Source organism: Limosilactobacillus mucosae, assembly GCF_046939755.1.
Taxonomy (GTDB): Bacteria; Bacillota; Bacilli; order Lactobacillales; family Lactobacillaceae; genus Limosilactobacillus; species Limosilactobacillus mucosae_A.
On record NZ_JBKZAY010000003.1, the window covers coordinates 64,236 to 88,828 of the forward strand.

Sequence of the window (24,593 nt, forward strand, 5' to 3'; positions counted from 1 at the left end):
AAAATGTTCACTATACTGTACAATGATAATAAAAACAAGAGGGGCATAGATCATGATTTTTAATCGTTTAAAAATGTTGCTGAGCGAACGTGAGCTGAGCATTACGCAAGTAGCCAAAGATACCGGCTTATCACGAACAACCTTAACTTACATGGTGCAAAACAACTCGAAGGGCATTCAGCTGGCTACGCTAAACCAGCTATGCCAGTACCTGCATGTCCAGCCAAAGGATTTGCTGGAATACTACCCGTTTGACTTGCACTACGAATTTAACAGAGAGCAGGACAAGATTACTGTTGCTGCATCGATTCTGGAAAATGGTCAGGGTATTCAATCCGCACAAATTTCAGGAAAGATTACGAACACTGCTTGTCGGATTGCTTATTCTGATCTGGAACTTCATTTTGCCAAATATTTTAGTCAATTATCTGTCTTTGCCAAGACGTTGATGAAAAATGATTTTGTGGCGTTAGCAGGCAAAGAGCTTGGCTGCTCTATTGAATTGGGGTGAAAAAATGTTAATCTTACGTGGCCACTTTACTTCAGCTGAATTAGCAAAAGCTTTTGATGTTTCTGAATCTGAAGTTAGACAAGTTGCTGGTGATAAAATTCCATTTAAACTAATTGGTCAGACGCGCAAGGCAGTATTGGGAGAAGGAGTCTCTGAATATATCGGCAACAACTTCACGGTTCCTGAATGCTGTCGGTTATTGGGCAGATCGCTATCTGATGATCCAAAGGGTGCCTTTTTAGGTATTACGATTTATGGTGATCCAAAAGGAGATCATGTAATTCCGCTTGAAGATGTGATTCATGGCTACAATCTGTATCTTAATGATATTGATGACGGATATTGGGACTAATCGTGATTAAGCTTGTTTAATGGCTATAATTATAAATTAAGGAGGTGATTATAATGTTAAGCATATATGATTTGAATAATCAGGTGATGCTAAAGGATTCTGATTTTTTTAGCTTAACGAATGACTTTGATACTTTTAGTGGCGTATCTTTCGTGAGTTCCTTTAAGATCCTAGAAAAAGAGCTATTACCACGATTTAAAAATATTAAGCTAATTTTAGGTATGGAAGATCAGAGGACCGGCCAAAGTCTAAACCAGATTTTTGATATTGCTCGCCGAGTTAAGGAAATTAAAAATGCCAGTGACGAATTTATGAAACGGATTTCTGATGGTACGTTTCAGCTGCATTTTACAAAAGATCACTTATTCCATAGTAAATACTTCATTTTAGAGAATGAAAATAAATTTGCTATTTTTAATGGATCAATGAATCTAACTAATAAGGCAATGCACGATAACCATGAAGTACTTTGGCTGTATCAGGGAGATAAGAACAATAATGCTGATTTGTCAATTTATAAAGCTCATAAAAATCTGTTTAAGCACAATTTTACTTTTGATAGTACAGAGTACATAGACCGAAAGATTATTAAGCAGTTAGGCAGTAAAACAACCTATGCTGAAATTACAGCAGTCATTACAAATGATGCAATTGATAAACTGGGCGATAAAACGGTTGTTGTTAGTCCCACGGCAGTTAAGCAACTGGTTGGTAGTAAAATCGATGACGAAAGCAATCTCTTGATGAAACCTGAAACTGTAGAGATATTGAAGAATACCTACACGCAAAATGGAAACTTAAAACGTAATTTAGATCAGGTAAAATCAAGTATTAAAAAAGTTACCTACCAAACATTAAATAAAACAGCCACTAAAGAAATGAAGGCCAGCGACTTATATCCAAAACCACTGTGGGTATATGATCACGATCAGATTATGGTAAAAGATGATGGCGATGAATTATTTCACCCACTAACAATTAATAGTGATCTAGTCACTAGAGATGACGTTGAAACCTTTATTGATATTATAAGAAGCTTTAAATTAAACAAGGAACATGATGAAAGTCACCAAGCTTTGTCAGCTTTTCTTTATTTAATGACGGCTCCATTAATTTGGAAAATTCGCGAAGAAGTCTATCAAAAATCTAACTTTGCCAAAAATCCTGATCAAGTTCCTATGTCAATGGTGTTGATTGGACGTGGATCAACCGGGAAGACGCTACTATTATCTAAATACTTTAAGCCGTTTGTTGGTGATTGTTCAAAAACCATTCAATATACCGAGATCAATGGCTCTAACGCACGTCCAATTCCTGCTATTAATTTCCTAAGTAACTATCTAAAATCAAAGCGCTTCGTATCACCAATGATTGTTGACGAGTTGAATGGTAATTTTCTAAGTTATAAAGATGCCATTCAAGCTATCAAGGACTGGTCCTCACTTCGGATTGTGAATGGGGTTCATAACGTGAACATCTTTGCTATGAATCATAATAAGGGAGATAAGCCTATTAACAATCTTGAGGAAATTACTAAACGAACGTATTATTTATCTTTTACTTCAGACTGGAAACTAGATGATCAGCAAGAAATTCCTTACAAGATTTTGATCAATAATGTAAATGATCATATCTACCGTTATGTAACGTGGCATTTAAATGAACGATTAAATCATCTAAATGGTAATGAAGAAAGTCATTTAATCGATGACTACCTGTATTTAACTAAAGATATCCTCTATAGTTTATTAGATAAGTTTGGTCAAGCTGAAAAGTTTCCAAGCCAAATATGGGAAAATTACGACTATAAGAGAGACTGTAATAAGACTAACTGGCGAATGCTGATTCAAAATGATAATTTTGAACACGTTTCATTTATTGAGGGTAAAGATAACGTCTTCAATGTTGCAAAATCTATTTTTAATAGTTTCAAAGGTACTTCTTATGAAAACATAAATGAGAGCCTAGATAACTATTACAATATGTTTCCCAGAAAAGAAGGGATTGCTTTAGAGTTGTATGATAGCGGTATGCTACTAGATATTGATCGATTTGATGAATTTATAGGAGAACCGTTAATTAGAAACTATTACAACAAAATTCATAGTAGTGAACGTCAGCAGATACAGTTAGAAACTCTTCTTGAACAGCAAAACAAGCAAAATGAAATTTTAGTGCAAACTATGAGTAAATTGGCAAATAGTCAGAATCAACCTGGTAAAAAGAAAGGATTCTGGTCAAGGCTCTTTGATAAATAATAAATAGTGTTCATATTTTCTAACCAGTCATTAGTGAATCTAGTGGCTGTTTTTTTATTGGCCAAAGATTGAATCCTGAAAATTACCGTTATCCTAGAGCCAAGAATCAAGGAAAGCGGTGAGGAGATGCTGAATCCAATTGGCTTGTCAATGCACGAACTGGAGCGGATTATAACCAGCCCGCCAGCTGCGGCGAACCAGGGTATTTATCTGGCTCATGATCTTAACAGCAACCATTACTTTGTTGTGGACCGCTTAAACAAGAGTGATCAGAGTCAGCAACCATTTGAATTTGAAACGTTTGATCAAGCATATTCTTTTGCAAAAATAAAGGAGCGAATGAAGATGGAAAAAGAAAAACAGCAAAAAAAGGTGTCGCCAGCTGAGATCGAACGGTTTGCCGTCAGTCGCAAGGCGCAGCAGCTACTGAAAGACGGGACGCAGACCATTGATGCAATGGAAAAGCTGGTTGATCAGGTCAGTCCAGTAGTGGATTATGGTCGGGTTAACAGTTTGCTGCTGACGCAGGCCAGTCCGGAACGGGGCTTTATGACGAAGCAGGCCTGGCTCCATCATGATAAGAACGAGGATTTAAAAGGTGTTGATTTTGATCAGCTCGAAGGCGTCAAAGTATTCGTACCAAACGCTAAGCAACCTGGTCAACCCGTTACTTTTGGTATTGGTAAGATGTATTCTGCCGATGAGATTGCTGCCAAGTATCCGAACGTCAAAATACCGGCACAAGCACTGGTCAGTCAGCGTAGTTTAATGCACCAGTCTTCAGAGCCGAAACGACTGGGCGCAGTGGTTGATGCTCTGCGGGAATTGAGAGTACCGAAACCGGACTGGGTTTGGGGACGCAACCAGATTCATGCCGTGCAGACACATATGGCACGCCATATGGCCTTTGCCGGTGCTGGTCTCACGGATCAGTCTTTTCATTTCAGCGCCAGTGAGCGCAAGGCTATGGCCAACCTGCAGCCTGATGAGCTACAGACGATGTTTGTCAAGTCGGTCAGTCTGGCCAGTAAGATCAATCGGACGGCCAACCGCAAGCTGTATCAAATGAAAACGCAGCAAAAAATGCAGCAGCCAGTTAAGACTAAAGCAAAGGAGCGCTGATTATGGCAGGATACGGAGAATTAAAGAATCTACAGGCTTTTTTAACTTATTGGAATTTCACGGCCGACAAGTTTGAACAGCAGAACGATATTTACGGTCGGCTGACGGGAGCAATTATCCGCGACTGGGTATACGACTATACCAAGGACGGCGACTTTTTGGTGGGAAATGGTGATCTGGATTGGTTAGTCAAAGGACCGGCGTCAGATGATCAGAAATTGGCGGCATTTGATCAGTGGCTTGGCCATAACACGGCGAACTCAGCAATCGTGCCGGCAATCCAGGACTATCTGGTTGAACACCGCCAAGAGATTGATCAGGAGGTTAAAGATCACCAGCTGACTCTGGACAACGTAACTGATGATTCAGCGGAACGCTACATGGAAGTCCTGGAAAAGATCAATGATCAAAAACTGCCAAGTCAGGAGCTGATGCTGGGCTGGGCTGGCAGCTATGCGATCAAACAGGACGGCGAATGGCAGATCCATGGTACTCATGCGGCATTGGAAGAGCTTGAGGCTGATCAGGTCGGCTATAAGTTTGCCGGCGACTTAAGAGATGCGCCAGATGATGCGCCCGTGCATGCAACGCCTGATATCCTCCTGGCGCCAGAAGAAATGTCAGTTACCACCAAGCAGGAGTTGATGGAATCAGCGCAAGAGGTTTTACGGAACAATGACCTGCCTGATACTGAGTACAACTGCTACTCACTAGCTGAGACCATCTTAGAAGTAACTGAATGGACGCACACCGGAATTTCGGCAGAAGAGGTCAGCATTGATCTGCGTGAGAATCCGAAAAATTATAATCTAGCCGGCATGGCAGAACGCGATGCTGTCGATAAATACAATGAGCGCTTTATAGAGCTTGCAAGCCATTATGGCCTTCTGGCAGCACCTTATGATGAAACCAATTATTATACCAGAGAAGTCAAGACCAACTTATGGCTGAAGGATAGGTCATTGCGAGAAACTGATGACCGAATCATTGTTGCCGATTTTGACGAGATTATGAACGCCGATGCCAACGGTACACTCGATCGGCTGGCAATGAAAAAGATGGTTGAAGCTACCAGAGCCATTGAATCATCGGCTGAATACGATCAGGACAAGGAAGAAATTGATGAACGCTATAAAGAAATTGCTCGAAAAATTGAGCATGATCTGAAGAAACAGCGAAAAGTCATCAGCTATGATATGGAGACAACGGGCTTTGATCCGCAGGACGATGATATTCTGCAGCTGTCAATCGTTGATGGCGATGGCAATGAGCTGTTCAACAAGCTGTTCAAGCCAACGAAAAAGAACGAGTGGCCAAAGGCAGCAGCCGTCAATGGAATTACTCCAGAACGCGTACAGGACTGCCCTGCATTCCAAGCCTGGACTGGTCAAGTGCAGGAGATATTTGACCAGGCCGATGTGATAGTCGGATATAATCAACGCAATTTTGATGATCGGTTTTTGAAAGCAAATGGCATCAAGATTGATCCCGCTAAAGAAAACCATGATATGATGCTGGAATTTGCCGAGGCCGTTGGCGAACCGAATCCTTATCCAAAAGGCTTCAACAAGACGCCTTATAAGTGGCAAAAGCTGGGTCAGGCTGCTGATTTCTATGATTACGACTGGGGCAATGAACATGCTCATGATAGTCTGGCGGACGCGCGGGCGACTGCCTACGTCTATCGGCAGATGAATCCAAAACGGCCGGTACAGCCAAAAGAAATGGCTAAACAGTATCTTAACTATCTGCATCAAGCCTATCCGAACTATGAGAACGCACCAGTCGGCATCAGCAATAGTCTGAGCATGCTGCAAGATATGTCTGACTACCTGTACTATGAACAGCGGACGCCACGGTATACGCCACGCCAGCTGCAATCGATGGTGCGCCAGGGTTTAGAAGAGCTGAAGAAGCAGGAGGAACGGACGCAGGAGATCATCTACCATGATGAGCGGGTTGAGGCGGTAAAAAAGCTGACACTCACTGATGACGCCAGTGAGCGAGGCGGCAAAGCCTATGCAGATGAAACGGCCGGCGACTTTATGCGGACGGCATTTGGCAAACGGGCCGACGTTGATTTTAAAGAATTGAATCAAGCCTTAAAGGAAAGCGGAATTAAGCCGCTTGAAGAACCGCTGGCCCAACAGAAAATCGAACGGGCAACCAAGGTCCTGGAGAAAAACTATGCGCAAGATCAGACCAGCATGGCAGTAGCCGAGTATCTTCAGAATCCAAAACGGCCAATTGCTCAACGGTTAAAGGTTGCCAACAATATCATTGCTGCTCGCCGGCCGTATGCCAAGCCAATTTCCAATTCCAAAAAGCAAACCAAAGAACGTTGATCAAGGAACCATTGCTCGAAATGAGTGATGGCTCTTTTTTTAACCTCGTTCCAACCTTGGAACGAGGTTGGCCAATGGCCAAAGATTGATTTTTCTTCAGCGCAGATAAGCTCAACGTGAGGTAAATTTTTAAAGGAGTGATAGCAATGGCAGAAAATCCTGGAGTCAGCTATTTAGCAGGGGTCGATAACAGTTATGCTGAAAAGGTTGGTAACAGCTGGACTATTCACGGTGCAAAAGCAGTTGATCGGCAAGGAAAAAGCTGCCACTTTTATAAGCTGCAGAATACCGCTGAATTAAGCAGCTTGCCTGATGATGTACCAATTTTTGCAAGCTGGACTGATAATACAACGATTATTCCAACTTCGGTCAAGTCAACCACTAAACATGATCTGGATAAGATGGCCACTGATGCCTTGACAACATATGCGTATGGATTATATCCAATCAACCAGCACAATACAGAAATTGTTGCGCAGAGCATTCTTGAACAAAGCGATATCAAGAATTACCGGACTCTCGACGTTGCCGATGGATCCTGCCTGTATGACGATTATTGGAACGTCATCGATGATTTAGGAAAAGGCCAGAATGGTAGATTTCAAGCTCTGGATGGCTGGTTCCTTGATCCAAGAATCAAATCGGCGAAGTCCAAACCATTGGTTCGTGATGAATCGATTGAAACTAAAACCAAAGACCTTAAAACGGTGGCCGACTATCTAAAGGACTACGAGTTCTATGCTGACCGACAACTAAACCCTGAGTTTCTAAATTGGAACTTAGAGTTGGATGGCTTTCAGCGATTAGATAGCAAACGTACCGTTCCGCGATATACCTACACCACGCCGGATGGAACATTGCAGACGATATCGGAACATAAGCTGCTGCAAAGGGCAATTGAACTGGTAGAAAACCGCTATGCTGATGACGATGTAAAGACCTCTGCTTTAAAAGTATTAAAGCAGAAGCCTTATAGTGATTATTACCAAGCTCAGCGATTAAAACTGGCCACGCAGATCGTCGAAAAGAATGATCGAATCAAACTGGTGCCAATCGAAAAAGGATTAGCAGATCAGGTAGAGCATTTGATACGAAAACCCATGGCCAAACAGATTCAGCCAAAAGCAAAAGAACGCTAGTTAGTTGCGAGAAAGGAGCATTAAATCATGCAGAAAGATAGCCAGGATTTCGTAACCGAAAAGATGCTGAATGATTATGCCAATGATTTTTTACGGCTTATGGATTTTCCCAGAACTGATCGCAATATAAGCCTAATCGCAAAAGAATTGTTAGATGACGCTAATTCTAGCGACATTCAGACTGCCCATGACAACCTAATTAAAAACATGTACAAGGGTCGGACTAGGCAAAAACAAAATTCGCAGCTGGATGGCTTTTACAAGGATCCCAGAATTGATAAGCGTAAGAATAAGGTGCTTGAAGCAGATAGTACGGCTGCTGCTACGCTCCCTAAAGGTGCCGGGCAAACTCTAAACGATTTTCTTTTGAATGCCTATACGCTTGAAGATGGTGATCTGAACCGCGGAATTCGGCTGCTGGACTACAAGCAGCTGAACAAGATCCTGGAAAAAATGGGTTTTGAGTGTTTGGTTAAAAAGCACCGCAGGCCTAAGTTCGGCACCATTATCAATGGTCAAAAGCGGACTCTATCCGAACATGACGTACTCAATTGGGCGTTGGACGCGGTTGAGAACTATTACGTACAAGATCGGACGGCTGTTACTATCAGCAATTATCTACGCGACTCAGCTAATAATTCAATCGACAAACGCTTGAAGCTGGCAATCAAAGTAGTTGAAAATACTAAAAACGTTAGATTGGTGAAGCTGAATCCAAGTCAACGGCTATCAAAAAGTATGGCCCAAGCAAAAACCAAAGAACGTTAATCGGGGAACCATTGCTCAAATTGAGTGATGGCTCTTTTTTTTAACCTCGTTCCAACCTTGGAACGAGGTTGGCAAAAGATTGATTTTCTGAGCCGCTGTTTAGACTCAAAGGCAAAATCAATAAAAAGTGAGGGACAATTATGGAACAACAGGATCAAGTCAAGTATGTCTTTAATGATGGGATTGAGCCGATTGCGTTTACAAAGGATGAGCTGATCAAACAGGCCAACGCGGACGGCTATGAAACCAGCAGACACCCTGATTCAATGGCGGCCTCTATTAAGGCGGCCGAAGATCTGTATGACACCAAGTTTAAGTTTACAGTCAAGCCACTAGCCCGCTTGGAAAAAATTCACGAAGATGACGCCGTGCTGATGAACGTGGTTGATTTGCACGATCAGCAGCTGCCCGGCTTTGAAGGTCAGGCCAAGGCCATTGAAATTATTGGTGATTACGGCATGCCAGGCGATACGCACTTGCTGATGCCTTATGACCAGAAAACGCTGAGCATGTTGAAGAGTTTTGACGACTGTCAGGAGCCAGAATGGCAACAGGCTTTTGACCGGCAGCTGGCAAAAGCACCAGAACATGCCGGCAGTCAAGACTTGGAGCTGCCGAAAGTGACGGCTGATGAAATCAGCAAGATAGTCTACGAGAAAGAACAGCCTGAAGATCTTGAAACGCAAAAGAAAATTGATTATGCCAAGCAGATTCTGCAAAAAGACTATGTGCAGGATCAGACTAACCAACAGGTAACGAAATTCTTGGATAGCAGCAAGGTTCCACTAGACAAACGTGCAGAACTGGCGAGTCGGATTATTAAGGGCCGGCAAAGCAGGCAGAATCAGACTAAAGCCGTTAATTTTGACAACACTGAAGTCCGATATTTATTTGACGAGGGGGACTGGTCGACGAATCCGGCCAGCTATACTAAAGATGAAATGTTAAAAGCGACAGCAGATTTTGGATATAAAGCAAATTCACTGGAAGATGCTGTCAAAACGGTTGAGCGGATTACTACCCGTAAGTTTATGTGTAAACTAAATCCGCTTCTGCGTTCCCAGAAAGTATATGAAGCTCCTGGAATTTTGATTAACATTGTTGATTTACATAACAATCCTGGCTTGCGATATTTCAAGAATAAAGATAAAGCAATTGAGGTTGCTGGTTATGCCTTTTTACCTAGTCATAATCGTGTTCATCTGCTAATGCAATTTGATAAGGAGACGCTTGAACAATTAAAAGGCTTTCGCGATCTTAAAAATCCAAAATTTTATCAGGCTGCAGACCAGTTAAAAAACACTGCCCCCGATAAAGTTGATGGAGGCTGGCTGCGTTTACCTCTCATGTCGGATAAGAAAATGGATGAAATTACCTACCAAACGCCACAAATTAGTGTGAAAAAAATAAAGCCTAATCAGTTAATCAAGAAGAAAGGCCAAAAACGTTAAAAAAAAAAGCGCCCATGATGGACGCTTGGAAGCTCTTTACAGGTTTTGATTTAACGCGTGACGTACAGCAAGCTGATTACCAGTAACACGCAACGGGCAAACCTTTTTTTGATTAATAACGTGGGTACACTATTGCCATATCAAGCCCCAACTCTTTCCCATTAAGTATAGCATATTGTATTGTCAGAGTCATTGCTCGAATTTAAGTAGTGGGTCATTTAACCTCGTTCCAACCTTGGAACAAGGTTGGCCAAAGATTGAATTTTCTTCAGCGCAGATAAGCTTGGAATAAACTTTTAAAGGAGTGATGGCAATGGCAGAGGAGCCTGAAGTCAAGGTTGTGGATTTCGATGACGTTGCACTTTTTGATATCAACGGCCTGCGTTACGAACTATCATTGGAAAACAGCCACCTGATTCATAAGGTTGATGAGCGATTAGCGAAGATTCCAGCTGAAAAATATGATATGAAAGTTTTCACGATTAACATGCCGTATCTGTTTGAGGTGCCGGGACTAGATAAATATCTTGATGTTACTCTTTCAATCGACTGCCAGCCCTGGGACTATAAGCCGGATAGCCACTATGTAAGCACCAACTTAGGAATCGAATCAGCCAGACTGCGTGATAAGCGAGAGGATGAGCGCGTGGAGGCTGAAAAAGTAGTCGTTGCTGGCGATTATGAAAAACGTGAAGGCCTGGGCGATAGCTATGCTATCAAGCAGAATGGCAACTGGGTAGTCTATGGCGCGCATGACGTGATTGATGATGATTATTTTGCAGCCTATCGTGATAGCGTTAATTATAAGATTAAAGATCTGGATGACTTTGACAAGCTACCAGATGACGTCCCGGTATACGTTTCAAACTTTAGTCAAAACAATATCGTTTCGGCAAGAGAAATGGACGAGTGGGACCTGGAGCATGTCTTCATTACTAAAAAGCAGGTCTTAAAAGATGCAGCAGCTCTCTTGAAAAGACATGATCTGCCAGCTACGCCGTACAATCAAGCACAGATTGCTAAGGAAATGATAAAAAAAGCCGGGACGAGTCATTATTATGAAGAACCAGCAATCGAATACACGAATCGCGAAATTGATGAATGGGACTACCAACGATTGAACAGAGTACTGGAGTATGAAGGACTGGACCATATTGAGAAAAAATTCCAAGGCGAAGGTGAAAGCTATGCTGAAGAGTTAACCGATGGTCGATGGGCAGTTTTTGGTACGGCAGCAGCCGATGATAGTCTGCCATCTGGCAAAAAGACCTATAGACTAAAGAACATGGCAGATCAGTTGGATAATCTGCCGGCTGATGCGCCACTGTTTGTCCATCCAGCAATTTTTGAACATCAGGATCTTGTTATCACGAAACCTAATAATGCCGATTGCGTCACCAAGAAGCTGCTGATGGATAAATCCAAAGAGCTGCTGATAAAGCTAGACTATCCGGAAACCAAGAAAAATCTTGATACGATGGTCAAAGAGCTACTCTCGCAGGCTGGTTATGGACGATATGATGCCGGCAGCTACGATATCGAAGTCTGGAGTCAGGGAATTGCCGAACGAGTCCGCAAGGGGAATGAGACCGAAAAGTACTCGCAACTGGATGGCTTTTACAAGGATTTGAGGATCGAAAAAGCCAAAAATCAAGAATTAACTGAGGATAGCAATGCCAACAACGGTCTGATGTTTGAGGGTGAAACACTGAACGACTTCATTTTTACCGCATATGGCAAGAATCCTGCAAAACTGCGGAATCTTGACTATAAGCAGCTGAATAAGAGTCTGGAACGGGCGGGACTGGTCCGCCTGGATAGGAAACGGTTCACACCAAAATTTGAAGGAATAATCAACGGTCAGCGGCAATTGCTGTCGGAGCATGACGTGATCAGCCAGGCTCTGAAGACCATTGAACAGAACTATGAGGCAGATCAAACCAAAGAACAAGTTATGGACTATCTGCGCAATGCCTATGGCAACCCACCAAAGAAGCGGCTGAAATTAGCAATGAAGATCTTGAAGAATACAGGAAATGTTCAATTGTTGCGCAAGCTGAATGTGCAGAGTCAGCCAATGATTTATCCTAAGAAGGCAAAAGAACGCTAAAATAATATTTTAGCTGTATTCTGTATATCAAAATGATGGTAAATGTGTTAGTATATGGTTAGACCTTTTGCAGGTCAAAACATATTCCCTAAACATAAAAACGTTTTTTTCCAATCAGGCGTTGGCTGGCTTGTCCGGCTGACGCTTTTTAATAGCCCTGATGTTATTTTTGGTATTATAATAATACGAAAAATAACGTTTAAAGAAAGGCACGGAAGCATGTTAAAAACAATCAGTAAGATGCAGATGGTTGAGGAACGCTTGCGGCAAGAGTATGGAAATGACTTATTTCAACGCAAGAATATCAATGCAGCTGAGTATGGTACTACCGACGCTGAGATGACTACAATCTTAAACCGGCTGCGACAACAAGATAAGTTGGCCGACTTTGGCGTTTCAGGCTTGTATCAATTCGTTAAATGGAACAATGATTTAGGCTTCCCAATTGAAGATACTGCGGGATTGAATGAGATTATTGACTATCTGTATTTAAGCAATAATAGTGGTTATATCTATGGTGCGGATCTGCTTGAATGGTTGGAATTGAGTAATCAGATTGCTAGAGTCATTACACTGACAACAAATAACGTTAAACGAAAAGTCACGAAGCGGATATGCAATGTTGGTGTCGAAATTAAGCCAGGACTTACTAAGATAACGAAGGAAAATCAAAAATTTCTGGCAGCATTAGATACCGTCTTAGCTCCGGGCATGCTGGCAACTGACAACTTTTCTTCTTCAGAAATAATAGATAAATTAGCTGCTTATGCTTTGAGCGATGGCATATCTTTGAATGAGATTAAAAGAATAGTATTATTACTACCACCAAAACAAATAAGAAAAATCATTAAAGAAGGTTATTATGATTCATTACTTATACGAAAACGCGGGGTTTAACCGACTTGTAAATAATACTGCTACGCAATATGGATTGAGACCTGATGAGGTAGTTAAGGATTACTTCATGATGTTTGTTCTCCAACAAATTATTAAAATTGATTCTTCAATAATCCTTAAAGGTGGTACGTCTTTGTCGAAAGGTTATGGAATTACCAATAGATTTTCCGAAGATTTAGATTTAGCAGTTTCATTAGAAGAAAAAAGCACTTTCTCGAAGAGTAAATTAAATAGAGAAAAATTCAGAAATATAACTGCTGGAATTAAGGCGACTAAATTTCCATACCATGCGGAAAATGAGGAGCATGGTATCAGTGAAAGACGTAATATGAATGCAATAGCTGTCGAAATACCTGCAGATATTAAACAACCATCTTTAAGAAAATATATAAAAATCGAGGAAGAAACATTTTCTCCGGGTTTTCCAATAGAAAAAAGAAAGATACAATCTTATATTTCAAACTATATTTTGGAAAGAGTCAGAGGAAATGAACAAATATTTTTGAACTTCCCAGAATTGAAGGGTTTCGAAGTATTAGTACAGAGACCTGAACGTACAATGATTGATAAAGTAATGACTATTGCAGATAACTATCTAAATGCATTACAAGAACCTAATAATTCTAAATATACTGCCCGTAGCAGGGATCTCTATGACATAATTAAAATTTCAGATTATTTAAACAATACTAACTATGATTGGACAAATTTTTCAAAGTTGATAAATGATGTGCGTCGAGAACGTTACAAAGGAGATCAGAAAACAGCATTATCGGCTAGTCCGCAATACAATATCGGCAACCTTGTACTAAGTGCTTTGAAAGAAAATTATAGAGAAATAGAAAGAGACTATAATAAACATACTTTAGGATTATTATCACGTAATGATAGTAATATCGAATTTAAGAGTTTAGTAGCTGGTGTAGTAAGTGTTATTCAAAATCCTAATTGGCAAGCGTTGTGGCAAACGACACAACAAATTCCACATCAGCAAAGAAAACCTCGAGAACGATAAATCGTATTGATCATTGTTATTGCTTTTCTAATCAGGCGTTGGCTGGCTTGTCTGGCTGGCGCTTTTTTTAACTTCGTGCCAAACGTGGGACGAAGTTGGCCAAAGATTGAATCTGCAAGATTCGCTTTATCGTAAGGATAACAAATTACGATGAGGTGAGAATTATGGCTGAAGAGACAAATCCGCTGACCAGCCTGCTGAAGCATAAATACGGTATTAAGTCGCCTAGCACGACGCTTCGCTTTACAGAAAAAGACACGCTGATTACCAAGTGGCGCAAGACGGCCCAGTTTATCTTTAAGAATGGTGATTGGTCAGATCAAGATTATAAAGATGCTATTTTAACTTACTATGCAGAGCACCCAGCTCCCGGTGAATATGTAGAAGATAGAAATCCCTATGTTTATAAGCAGGGGGAGCGTAGTAATTTACATTTTGTTGAAGACCATATTGAACGGATTAAAAATGCGGTAGCTCGTGATACAAAAGGTAAGTCAACACCTGAAGATATGGAGATCTATCAAGTCGGCTTCCGAGGTAACGGCACTCCAGAATACTTTGTGATTGATCAGGCCAACCATTTGACGTCCAAACAGGGGGAAAGCTACCATTTTCGAAATGATCCAAGTGTCGGCTCTTGGAAAATTGGCAATGCTAATCTGACAATCGGTTATGCCAAACTGCACAATGATGTTCTAGCTGAATTTGACAAACGCAATGATTTTGCTACGGATAAGGAAAAAGCCACGGTACGCGCACTTGTCGGCAAACGACTGGCAATGCTGGCTAAACCGCAATACGCGAAAGAATTTCCTTCATGGTTCCAGACTACGAAATTTGGCGACTGGACGCATGAAGAATATCTGGCACGGACGGAGCAGGACCCACGTTTTGATGACAAGAATCGTCGTGTTTACGTTCAAAAAACACCATTGGGGCAGATTACGCACTCATTATCAGAGGACCGTTGGCACGATGCGCGTATCTCAAATCAAGCAATCAGCTTTTTAAACGACTACCTGAATGACACCTACAACGTGGTTATCGAACAGCGCTATGAACGAGACCTGGATAAACAGACGCACGCTCGCGCCTGGGAGCAGAAAAAGCAGATCAACAAAGAAACCCGGGCGATGATGGATAAAACGCAGCTGAAGCAGTATTTTAAGGACGTTGAGCTGGATAACGACGTAGACCTGGATCTGTATAAGCAGCTTTCACCAGAAATGATGCGCCTGCTGAAAATTATGCCGGCAGGGGATCAAAAGCCGATTCTGCGTCTCCGTAAACTGGGCAACTACAAGGCAAAAGGTATGTATGTACCCAGCAAAAATACGCTCGTTGTTGATTTTCGGCGCCCGGGCGAGATTTATCAGAATCTGGCTGATGGAACGGGAACAGCCGGCTATACCTCGTTCGTCCACGAGTATGGGCACTATTTGGATCGGCATTTGACGGCTGATGATAAGCCGCTGTCAATACAACCAGAGTTTCGTAAGATTCTGCAGGCCTATCAGAGAAATTTCGATGTTAAGACTAAGGGAACCCCGTTGGAAAAGCATGCCGGCTACTTTAAAACGCCGACTGAGGTTTTCGCCCGGGCGTTCGAAGTCTATACCAAGCAGGCGGGCCTTAAGTCCAACCTGATTGCCGATTCATATCATAGTCTGGAGTATCGGTGCATTGACACGCCAATCTATCAAGATCTGAAAGCCTATTTTGATAAACTGCCTGGCTTTGAGAACCTGGCTAAGGATCTGAATCAGGATTTGTCGGTGGCCAAAGAACAGATGCAGCCAAAAGAACCGGCAAAAACGAGTGAACGTCAACCAGAACCTAACACGGCTGAACCAACAGCCGGTACGCAGGAGAAACCTGCTGAAAAGCCGGCCGCACAAGGGGAGTCGGTCCAAAGTAAGCCAGAGGAAACGGTTAAGCTCCAAGAGAAGTTCTTGCCCAGCGATGATCGGCAGAATACGCCGGGGCTGGCAGACTATCAAGAGCTTAAGAAGTTTGCGGTCGATATCCTTGATAAATGGACGCAGACGCCAGAACGACTGGAGAAGCTCATTGATGCCACGGGATCACGGCTGTTGGAAAACAATCCGAACCGCGTGATCGAGTTTGACCAGTGGCAGACCGAACGCCTGCCACACTTGGTATCGAAACAGAATCTGCAGATGATGGAAGTTGATCCAGCTAAATATAAGGTTGCGTCAATTCGCGGATTTGAAGCACTGCCACTACATAAGTGGCAATCAAGTGAACTCTATGATTTGGATGCGCTGCTCAATCAGGCTGATCATAACGGACCTGACTACAAGCAGCTGCAGAAGCTTGAAAAAATGACTAGTGAAAAGGAATATGACCGAATGGCAGCCAACGTGCTGAGTCAAAAGCTGGAACAGAGTGGGATTCCGGATCCTAATGATCAGACGCTGAAGCCGGTCGTACGCTTGGTTGCACATATCACGCGCCATGAGCTGCAAGATGCGCTGACGGAAGGTAAACAGGAGCCGTTTAAGTTTACACCAGCCGAACGCGATCTGCTGAAAAAGACGCCGGCGGAAAAATTAAAGGGGCTTTATTTATCCTCGACAAAATCCACGCAGACGTTTTACAATCAGATTGCTAAATCGAAACAGCAAGAACTCGCACCAACGCGATCTTTTGCCAAGCCGAAACGAAAAGAGAGGTAATTATAGATGAACACTCCTGTAAACACGCCATCACTGGATCTGGTATCAATCGAAGCCATCAACGGCAGTATTGCGACGGTGCAGATTATCGGCCTGGACAATAAATTTGAAGCCATCATTCCCGATGGGGCTGACGTTAAGGTCGGCGAGATCTACAGCATTGCCATGGACTACAAGCATCTGATTGCTGGCGACAACATTCCTGACGAGGATGTTGATAAATTTGAGCGCCTGCAGAGAATGGCGGAGGAAACTCGGCGTTTGCGATCTGACGAATAGGGGGATCGATATTATGGACAATACAGCATTGGCCAGATTTATCACGTCTTTTGGGAGTTTGAACGGCTATGGCAGCTCCGTAGCGCAGACGAAAAAAGCGCTTGATGATAGAAATACCAAACCCTTGGAACAGTCGGAAAAAGATATCGGTATTTTTAAAGACGCATTGGCAGGAATCACCGCAATCAAGAAAAACGGCTTTTCTGTTGATGGTATTATTGCAATTAATAAGGCGTTTGTGTTTGCTGAGGACGAAGATCCAGAAATCCCAGGGCACTTGCGTAACTCGCTGTACAATACCGATGACAATATTTCAATCATTGTTGATAAATCATCGTCATTTGCCTATTTTCCTCCTGAAGTGGTAACAAGACGAGATTTAGAAATGATAGTTAATGACTTCAATAACTCCAAAAGAACCGAACGCGATGCCTGGCAGGTCTTTGCGAGACTGTCAAAACTGCAGCCATTTCAGGACGGCAACAAGCGTACGGCGCTGATTGCGGCTAACGGGGCAATGAACGTCTGGAACAGCGAAAATTACCTGGTTCTGCCGTTTAATGATCTTGATCGAGTGGAGTATATGGTCAACTTGATGCGTTACTATCAAGCCGAAACGCCTGAGGAAGAAGATAAGTTCTTTGATCGGATGATGCGTCTGTTGCCATCAAGCAAAGAAAGAGCTATCCAGCTGCACAACCCAGTCGTTGATCCGTTGGCAAAGACTCACAAGGTTAAGACGACGTTCAGGACAAGTCGTGAAAGATAGAAAAACACTTTCCATGATATTTGGAAAGTGCTTTTTAATTTACAGCAAATAAAACATAGGGGCCATTCCAATTTAATTCCTGATCGCGAATCTCGTCGGCTTTCTAGCCGGCAAACAGCTTGTGAATGTGGCTGGTCTTTTTTATTTTTGTAAAATAGTTTATAATATCAATATAAATCGTAAATAAATATATACAGAACACGAAAGAGGGTACCACCTATGAGCGATTTGACAATGACTCAAAAAGCTGAGTGGGTTTTAGATGAGGCGCGCAAGAAAGCGGGTCCGGCTTTCCAGATCTCCAAAATCTCAAAGATGACGGGAATCTCGCGGCCGATGATTTATAAGTATATGGCGGATCCACTAATGCTGACGGAACGATCAGCGGAACAGCTGTCGTACTACTACGATGAGCTGCATAAATCGATTGCCGGACAGATGCTTCAAGTGGCAATTAATAAACAGCGCTTCAAGGATACGCAGGCCCGGTTGGTCAATATGATCAAGGATGCTAAGGACGAGACCCAGTTGGATGAGTATTCGGAAAAAGTGACTGAAGTGTTAATTATGTTACTGCAGAAAAAGGATTCGGAACTATTACACGTTTTAATTGAATATTTAGGCGATGACGAATAATTCAAAAAAGATTGTGTTAAACTATTTACATTTAATGTTTTGGTTGTATAATGAAATCGTCAAATAGAAATATCACATATCGCTTTAGTCAAAGAACAAGAATCGAGGAGTTACATATGGGGAATAAAAAAATTGCTTTGACCGCAGGTGCCGGTTTGGCTACCCTGGCTGCAGGAGCTGTTACCACTACGCAAACTGTCAGTGCTGATACCGTTGCCAGCGCTGCTCCGGAACAAAGTGCTGCCGTTACTACGCCGGCTCAAAAAGCCCAGGCGGCCGTTGATCAAGCCCAAAGCAAGGTTGATGCTGCCAGTCAAACGGCCAGCGACGCCAGTCAAAAACTGACGGACGCTCAAAATGCCAACAGTCAGGCTCAATCCGCTGTCAATGACCAGCAAAAGGTTGTTGATGCTGATCAGCAAAACGTCAGCCAAGCCCAAACAGCCGTTAACAATGCCCAAAACGCGGTCAGCGATGCGCAAAAGCTCGCCGACGAGGCAACGCCGGCCAATATTGACAAGGCGCAAGCCGCTGTTGATCAGCAAAACGGAACGATCACCAGTGATCAGCAAAAGGCAACTGATGCGCAGACTGCTCAAAGTCAGGCGCAAGCCAAGTCTGATGCGGCACAAAAAGCGGTTGACGATGCCCAAGCCAAGACTGACACTCAGCAAAAGGTAACTGATGCCGCAGCTGATAATTTAAAGAACGCGCAGGATATTCTGAATAACAGCGACTCTGGCAAAGCTCAGAAAGCCGTTGACGATGCCAATACGAAAGTTGCTCAGGATCAAGCCAACATTGCAAACCAAAATACAACAATTGTCAATGATCAGGCCAAGATCAGCGATGCAACTCAAGCCGTATCTGATGCCAAAAACGCAAAGACGACGGCTGATACTAAGCTGACCAACGCGGAAGCCGATCAGCAGACTGCCCAAGCCAAGGTAGATACTCAGCAAAAGGTTGTTGACGATGCCCAAGCCAAGACTGACGCTCAACAAAAGGTAACGAATACCGCGGCTGACAATCTGAAGAACGCGCAGGATATCTTAAACAACTCAGCCACGGCCAAAGCTAATGCTGATCAAGCACTGGCTGATGCCAAGAAGAAGACCGATGAAGCCCAGGCCAATGTTAACGGTAAGTCTGCGGCAGAAGCTGATGCGGCCACGACTAAGGCCAATGCTGATGGTGCTTTGACCGATGCACAAAATGCGAAGACGACGGCGGATGCCAAACTGACCGATGCGCAAAATGCACAAACGACGGCCCAAGACAAGGCAGATGCGGCCAGTCAAACGCAAAAGACCGCGCAAAATGCCTACGACGCTACCAACAGCAAGCTGAGTGACGTCCAGGATAAGCTGGACAACATGAACACGATTACGCTGTCCACTGAATATATCAATGCACTGAAGGCCTACTACAACTCTAAGACTACGGCTAACAGCCAAGCAGTGATGAGCGCGGCAGAAAAATTAGTTGATGAGAACCAATACAAGTCAAACAAAGCTGATCAGGCAATCACCGTTACTTTTGGCCCAGATCAACAACTTCCTGCTGACGTCGAACAGGAATTGACGGTTTTTGCGGCGCAACTCTTGAATAAGATTCGTGAACAGTTTGGTACGCTTCCACTGACTATCAATCAAGGTAGTCTGAGTTTTGCCAGTGCTATTTCTAAGCGTTATGATGATGCAAAATGGAATGCGGCAGAGCAGGGGTGGCACTATACTGAAGGTATTAATCGTGCCGCGGCCGACTACGGTTTAGCTTATGGTGTATTCCAAAGCTTTATTGAACGAAATGGTCAAAAATATGTTGTACAACAAGCATATGAGAACCTAGAAGGCTCAACAGATGCAACTCCAACGACTCGTACCGAGTCACTGGATAGTTTGAAGGATAAGATTTGGAGTGCAATTCTTGGTATGTTGGTTTACGACTCAAGTTCAAAATGGGGGCATGCTACCTCATTGACTGGCTTGAGTTATACTGACCTTCATGATACTTCAGAGGATCTCGGTGTAATGGTTGATTCTCTTGGTCAGACTCATATCATTATTGTGCCAAGCGTATATGCTGATCCTAATGCCCTTACTGGTGACAATGCCGCGGTTGAAAATAGCAAATACTCACAATTAGCCAAGAGTACGGTTGCGGTACCAGATCAGCTGACTGAACTGACGTCGCAAAAACAGGCATTGACTACTCAATTGGCTACGCAAAAAGCAACGCTGGACCAGGCTAATACTGATTTATCCAGTGCCAATGCTTCGCTTGCAGCTGCTAAGAATGCTGCGGCTAGTGCGCAAGCCGTTGCGGATGCGGCTCAGAAGAATGTTGCCAACAAGCAGGCTGACGCTGATACGGCGGCTAAGAATCTTACGACGGCACAAGCGGCTTTGAAACAGGCCCAAAATGATCTGACTAATGCAAAGCAGGCTCAAGCTGATGCTCAGGCGAACGTTGATGCCTACTCAGCAGACGTTTCGACAAAACAGGCCAATGTCGCCAAAGCACAGGCTCAGTACGACACTGAAAAGGCCGCACTGAACCAGGCTCAAGATGAATCGGCTGACGCTAAACAAGCACTGGCCAACGCTCAAGCTGATTTGAGCGCCAAGAAGCAGGCAGTAACTGATGCTCAAGCCAATGTGGCCAAGGCTCAAAAGACGGTTGAACAAAAGCAGAGTGCACTTCAAGACGCCAATAATGTTTTGAAGACGGATCAGAATCAATTGACGCAATTGCAGGCGACGCTCCAAGCGGATCAAGGTACGTTGGCTCAAGCTAAACAGAATCTGGCACTTTACCAGGCTGATCTGGCAACGAAGCAGGCCAATGTCGCCAAAGCACAAGCTCAGTACGACACCGAAAAGGCCGCACTAGCTCAAGCTCAAAACGAATTAGAAGCTAAGAAGCAAGCATTAGCTAATGCTCAAGCTGATTTGAGTGCCAAAAAGCAGGCAGTGGCTGATGCTCAAGCCCAAGTTGCAGCTGATCAAGCTCAATTGAAGGCCTTACAGCAAAAGGTTGCTGATCTGCAAAACGCGCCAACGACTTTAGCTAAGGCACAAACGACTTTGGCCGACGCTAAAGCGGCTCTGGCTGACGCTGAACAGAAGCTGGCCGATGATCAGGCTAAGCTAGCTGAACTGAGTGCGCAAGCTAATGCTACACAAGCCCAAGTTGATGAAGCCCAAAAAGCCGTTGATGAAGCCCAAGCGGCACTGGATCAAGCTAACGCTGATCTGGCTAATGCCAAGCAGGCACAAGCGGCGCAACTTGAACAAGAAGCCGCAATCAAGCGTGCGGAAGCTCAAGCTAAGGCTCAGGATCAAGCCAAGGCCAATGGCTACCAGATTGTTAATGGTCAAGTCGTTGACGCTAATGGCAATCCAGTAGCTGGCTGGACGGTCAAGGACGGTCAAGCTTTCGATCCCGAAGGCAATGCCATCTATCTGCCAACTGCGCAGTTGACGCGTGAAGCCTACAAGGCACAACAGAAGAAGAGTGAGGCCGCTACTAAGACCTTGCCACAAACTGGCGATAATACTCGTGAAGCGGTTGCGCTTGCAGGCATGGGATTGATTGCCGCTGTTGCTGGTGCTCTTGGTCTGCGGAAGCGCGAAGACTAGACTAAATGATGCAAATATTAAAAAGCTCTACAGATGTAGGGCTTTTTTATGTTGCTCAAAAACTGGCTTTTTGGACTACTAGCGGTTAAAATCAAGACACGAAACTTGTATAGATCCTTAGGTGATCAAGGAATTTAGACGGTTGGCTAACGATACGTTGTAGTGATAGCTTACTGAGGAAGAAGATACATAATTTTTAACAACGTTTGCATTTCCAAACAAGTTAACCTGCATCTGCATTCCTGAATCGGCTGCTCCTTGTGGAGTACCCTTGTATGTTTCGTTATAGTCAATCTGATAGAAGTTAAACAAGAATTCAGTTCCATCAGATAACATCATTGCCGTACCTTCAGGTGTGCTATTAAAGCCAAAGTCAACATTAGCCGAAGAGGTAATCGTAGTGGTAGGACCGTTTTTTGATACGTCTAATTTTGAACCGCTATCCGTTACCGTGGCTAAATTACCAAAGGTTGTTTCAAAATATTGGTCATTGTCAATATCACTAATCAGTTGGTTGATAATAACCTTAGAGCTTGTGGTTTCACCGTTTTTAATAAATGAAATTGTGAATGGGAAGTTACCCGAATTCTTAACCTGAAATTCAAAACTACCATCTTTCGGATTAGTCACAAGGAAGATGGGACTTTCTCCGTTTTGAGACCCAATAATATCTCCAATTTTAATTTGCAGGTTATAGCTATTTCCATACTGATCAGTTGCAACATCGGTAAACGTAAGAACACTACCAGAATAGAAATATTTGGATAAATCAATATATTTTGAATTGTTCTCGGCAAAAGTGAGGTCATTAAGTTCCTTAGTAATCTCTGTGTTCCGAATATCATTGAGAATCTCGTTGCCATTGGCGTCAAGAACTTTCGTATCGGTATTCCACTGGATATTATTTAACACCGGCGTACTGTTCTGACTGCCATCTACATATAAATGGTAACCATCGTAATAATCAACAGACTTAGCCTTTGCTGTATCAGCAGATCCAGCTAGAGTAATACCATTTGCAGAATAGATGATATTTGTTTCAGCTTTAAGGCTATTATTAAAAGATTCATTCTTTTGCTTCTGCGCAGAGTAAGTATTTTGGATTTCGATCTTGCGTTTATCCCAATGCCATTATCGCCTGATCAAGCGTGATCTCTAGTATCAAAATTTAGCTATTATTAACTGACTATCGTTATTTTTATATTAATCAAGTACCTGATTATTAGCTTTGTAGCAAACTTTTCATTGATACTACTCTTGTTGCGCAGAAGCAAAAGAACGCCGCAGCTACGCAAAGCAATGCTGAAATTACGAAGGCCAATGATGAAATCAAGGCTGAAATCGACAAAATCAAGGCGGCTGGCGTAAGCGTCAAGAATACAGGAACCCAGACGGCTACTGGTTCTACACTGACGAATGATAAAAATAGTCAGTTGCAGTTGATGGACGAAGTTTCAAAACGACTGAGCCAGATTAAATCATCAAACTCTTTGTCAACGCAAGATGTAGTGCAGAACTTAGACTTAGGCCAAGAAACCAATGCCACTCTAACAGTAAGTTCTAGTAATTCCACCAGCACTAAAATTGCTCCAGTTGTCGGCGAAGACAACAAATCGCTATCAACCTACGCAATTCAAGTACAGCCAACTAATGGCAACAATGAACTTACGGTAACAGCAACCTACAGCAATCTGAGTAAGTCGTCATATACTGACAATAACGGCGTTACTCATAAGATTGCTAAAATCGTGACCAAATACCATGCGTACAACATGGCAAGCAATTATTCTAATCCAAATCTGCAAATCAATCAGCAACCACAAGAAGGCTTCTGGTATAACGGATTTAATACCGTTGACGCAGAGTACACGTTCTATGATGAAAACGGCCAAGTGATTACAATTGGAAAAAATGCTTGGCTGGCTGTTTTAAGCCTTAACAGTGGTATGGATGGTCTTAGTTCAACCGCCAAAACAGGTGACACAATTCCAGGCGGATATGGTGGTGGTTGGCGTGTTGAAGGCGTCAATGGCGATGGCATCGTTGATTTTAAAACCCTTGATGGATCTACCGTTACGGTTCACGATGATGGTTGGGCCTACAGTGACGGCGGTAACGACAGAATTGCAATCGGCTATGGAAACAATGAAGGGAAATTTGCCGTTCAATACGACAACGATCTGTATGAAATATCACGTAACAGTGATGGTCACTGGACGCTTGGCAATCTGCTGGTTCATGACGACAATGGAATCAACTGGCAAGACGTCTGGGATTCGGGATATGAATACTGGGACGATGCTACACGAGATTCACGCTATGCCGGGGCAACCGTTGGGAATATTAAAGAAGGCACGAGTACAGTCAAATTGACTTATTCCACGAATTTTGCCGATTCTTCAGCCGGCGGCGTTGTTTGGGCAATGATGTCTACGATTATTCCGCCAACACCCGCGGTTGAGTATCATTTGTACTCAACAGAAGCTCCTTCAACTTCTTCAGTAAGCTATCACTACAACGTAACTTTGTTGATGGTTTTGAATTAGTTATCTCTCAAGGGATAAGGGGCGATTGCCAACCACAAAAAAGACCTAATAC

Annotated in this window: 18 protein-coding genes; 17 read left to right on the plus strand and 1 reads right to left on the minus strand. The window is 43.1% G+C overall.

Going from position 1 to position 24,593, the window contains the following annotated elements; all coding sequences use genetic code 11:
• Positions 1-52 precede the first annotated feature (52 nt).
• From ACLUWI_RS02095 to ACLUWI_RS02170, 16 genes are all read left to right on the plus strand, one after another.
• Positions 53-511 carry a helix-turn-helix domain-containing protein gene (locus tag ACLUWI_RS02095; RefSeq protein WP_412145952.1) on the plus strand — a complete coding sequence of 153 codons (459 nt, stop codon included), beginning with the start codon at positions 53-55 and terminating at the stop codon, positions 509-511.
• A gap of 4 nt (positions 512-515) precedes the next feature.
• Positions 516-863, plus strand: coding sequence for a hypothetical protein (locus ACLUWI_RS02100; protein WP_412145953.1), 348 nt, complete (start codon positions 516-518; stop codon positions 861-863).
• Between the two features lie 53 nt (positions 864-916).
• Positions 917-3,121 carry a phospholipase D family protein gene (locus ACLUWI_RS02105; protein WP_412145954.1) on the plus strand — a complete coding sequence of 735 codons (2,205 nt, stop codon included), beginning with the start codon at positions 917-919 and terminating at the stop codon, positions 3,119-3,121.
• A 126-nt stretch (positions 3,122-3,247) separates the two neighbouring features.
• A complete protein-coding gene (locus ACLUWI_RS02110) occupies positions 3,248-4,243 on the plus strand; it encodes a hypothetical protein (RefSeq protein ID WP_412145955.1) in 996 nt (331 codons plus the stop codon).
• A 2-nt stretch (positions 4,244-4,245) separates the two neighbouring features.
• The gene (locus tag ACLUWI_RS02115; RefSeq protein WP_412145956.1) at positions 4,246-6,588 is read left to right on the plus strand and encodes an exonuclease domain-containing protein; all 2,343 of its coding nucleotides are present in this window, start codon (positions 4,246-4,248) and stop codon (positions 6,586-6,588) included.
• 146 nt (positions 6,589-6,734) lie between these two features.
• A complete protein-coding gene (locus tag ACLUWI_RS02120; protein ID WP_412145957.1) occupies positions 6,735-7,727 on the plus strand; it encodes a hypothetical protein in 993 nt (330 codons plus the stop codon).
• A gap of 27 nt (positions 7,728-7,754) precedes the next feature.
• Positions 7,755-8,495: a hypothetical protein gene (locus tag ACLUWI_RS02125; RefSeq protein ID WP_412145958.1), complete on the plus strand. Its 741-nt coding sequence runs from the start codon at positions 7,755-7,757 to the stop codon at positions 8,493-8,495.
• A gap of 140 nt (positions 8,496-8,635) precedes the next feature.
• On the plus strand, positions 8,636-9,946 hold the full coding sequence (locus ACLUWI_RS02130; RefSeq protein ID WP_412145959.1) for a hypothetical protein: 1,311 nt from the start codon (positions 8,636-8,638) through the stop codon (positions 9,944-9,946).
• Between the two features lie 313 nt (positions 9,947-10,259).
• Positions 10,260-12,056: a hypothetical protein gene (locus ACLUWI_RS02135; RefSeq protein WP_412145960.1), complete on the plus strand. Its 1,797-nt coding sequence runs from the start codon at positions 10,260-10,262 to the stop codon at positions 12,054-12,056.
• Positions 12,057-12,275: 219 nt separating this feature from the next.
• A complete protein-coding gene (locus ACLUWI_RS02140) occupies positions 12,276-12,953 on the plus strand; it encodes a hypothetical protein (RefSeq protein ID WP_412145961.1) in 678 nt (225 codons plus the stop codon).
• Positions 12,919-13,968, plus strand: a complete 1,050-nt coding sequence (locus ACLUWI_RS02145; protein WP_412145962.1) for a nucleotidyl transferase AbiEii/AbiGii toxin family protein — start codon at positions 12,919-12,921, stop codon at positions 13,966-13,968. Before ACLUWI_RS02140 ends, ACLUWI_RS02145 begins: the two co-directional genes overlap by 35 nt.
• A gap of 164 nt (positions 13,969-14,132) precedes the next feature.
• Positions 14,133-16,667 carry a hypothetical protein gene (locus tag ACLUWI_RS02150; RefSeq protein WP_412145963.1) on the plus strand — a complete coding sequence of 845 codons (2,535 nt, stop codon included), beginning with the start codon at positions 14,133-14,135 and terminating at the stop codon, positions 16,665-16,667.
• 6 nt (positions 16,668-16,673) lie between these two features.
• Positions 16,674-16,946, plus strand: a complete 273-nt coding sequence (locus tag ACLUWI_RS02155; RefSeq protein ID WP_412145964.1) for a hypothetical protein — start codon at positions 16,674-16,676, stop codon at positions 16,944-16,946.
• A gap of 13 nt (positions 16,947-16,959) precedes the next feature.
• Positions 16,960-17,715: a Fic family protein gene (locus ACLUWI_RS02160; protein WP_412145965.1), complete on the plus strand. Its 756-nt coding sequence runs from the start codon at positions 16,960-16,962 to the stop codon at positions 17,713-17,715.
• Positions 17,716-17,934: 219 nt separating this feature from the next.
• Entirely contained in the window at positions 17,935-18,351 is a 417-nt protein-coding gene (locus ACLUWI_RS02165) for a hypothetical protein (protein WP_034540816.1), read from the plus strand.
• 116 nt (positions 18,352-18,467) lie between these two features.
• On the plus strand, positions 18,468-21,995 hold the full coding sequence (locus ACLUWI_RS02170) for an SEC10/PgrA surface exclusion domain-containing protein (protein ID WP_412145966.1): 3,528 nt from the start codon (positions 18,468-18,470) through the stop codon (positions 21,993-21,995).
• Between the two features lie 117 nt (positions 21,996-22,112).
• Here the strand turns inward: ACLUWI_RS02170 and ACLUWI_RS02175 are convergent, their stop codons facing one another.
• Complete coding sequence (locus ACLUWI_RS02175) at positions 22,113-22,907, minus strand: hypothetical protein (protein WP_412145967.1); 795 nt, start codon at positions 22,905-22,907, stop codon at positions 22,113-22,115.
• 596 nt (positions 22,908-23,503) lie between these two features.
• Here ACLUWI_RS02175 and ACLUWI_RS02180 point away from each other — a divergent pair.
• On the plus strand, positions 23,504-24,541 hold the full coding sequence (locus tag ACLUWI_RS02180; RefSeq protein ID WP_412145968.1) for a hypothetical protein: 1,038 nt from the start codon (positions 23,504-23,506) through the stop codon (positions 24,539-24,541).
• The last annotated feature ends 52 nt before the right edge of the window (positions 24,542-24,593 follow it).

Excerpts from the sequence above, each read along its gene's own strand:
- ACLUWI_RS02095 (WP_412145952.1), top strand. The coding sequence starts at position 53 with ATGATTTTTAATCGTTTAAAAATGTTGCTGAGCGAACGTGAGCTGAGC.
- ACLUWI_RS02100 (WP_412145953.1), top strand. The coding sequence starts at position 516 with ATGTTAATCTTACGTGGCCACTTTACTTCAGCTGAATTAGCAAAAGCT.
- ACLUWI_RS02105 (WP_412145954.1), top strand. The coding sequence starts at position 917 with ATGTTAAGCATATATGATTTGAATAATCAGGTGATGCTAAAGGATTCT.
- ACLUWI_RS02110 (WP_412145955.1), top strand. The coding sequence starts at position 3,248 with ATGCTGAATCCAATTGGCTTGTCAATGCACGAACTGGAGCGGATTATA.
- ACLUWI_RS02115 (WP_412145956.1), top strand. The coding sequence starts at position 4,246 with ATGGCAGGATACGGAGAATTAAAGAATCTACAGGCTTTTTTAACTTAT.
- ACLUWI_RS02120 (WP_412145957.1), top strand. The coding sequence starts at position 6,735 with ATGGCAGAAAATCCTGGAGTCAGCTATTTAGCAGGGGTCGATAACAGT.
- ACLUWI_RS02125 (WP_412145958.1), top strand. The coding sequence starts at position 7,755 with ATGCAGAAAGATAGCCAGGATTTCGTAACCGAAAAGATGCTGAATGAT.
- ACLUWI_RS02130 (WP_412145959.1), top strand. The coding sequence starts at position 8,636 with ATGGAACAACAGGATCAAGTCAAGTATGTCTTTAATGATGGGATTGAG.
- ACLUWI_RS02135 (WP_412145960.1), top strand. The coding sequence starts at position 10,260 with ATGGCAGAGGAGCCTGAAGTCAAGGTTGTGGATTTCGATGACGTTGCA.
- ACLUWI_RS02140 (WP_412145961.1), top strand. The coding sequence starts at position 12,276 with ATGTTAAAAACAATCAGTAAGATGCAGATGGTTGAGGAACGCTTGCGG.
- ACLUWI_RS02145 (WP_412145962.1), top strand. The coding sequence starts at position 12,919 with ATGATTCATTACTTATACGAAAACGCGGGGTTTAACCGACTTGTAAAT.
- ACLUWI_RS02150 (WP_412145963.1), top strand. The coding sequence starts at position 14,133 with ATGGCTGAAGAGACAAATCCGCTGACCAGCCTGCTGAAGCATAAATAC.
- ACLUWI_RS02155 (WP_412145964.1), top strand. The coding sequence starts at position 16,674 with ATGAACACTCCTGTAAACACGCCATCACTGGATCTGGTATCAATCGAA.
- ACLUWI_RS02160 (WP_412145965.1), top strand. The coding sequence starts at position 16,960 with ATGGACAATACAGCATTGGCCAGATTTATCACGTCTTTTGGGAGTTTG.
- ACLUWI_RS02165 (WP_034540816.1), top strand. The coding sequence starts at position 17,935 with ATGAGCGATTTGACAATGACTCAAAAAGCTGAGTGGGTTTTAGATGAG.
- ACLUWI_RS02170 (WP_412145966.1), top strand. The coding sequence starts at position 18,468 with ATGGGGAATAAAAAAATTGCTTTGACCGCAGGTGCCGGTTTGGCTACC.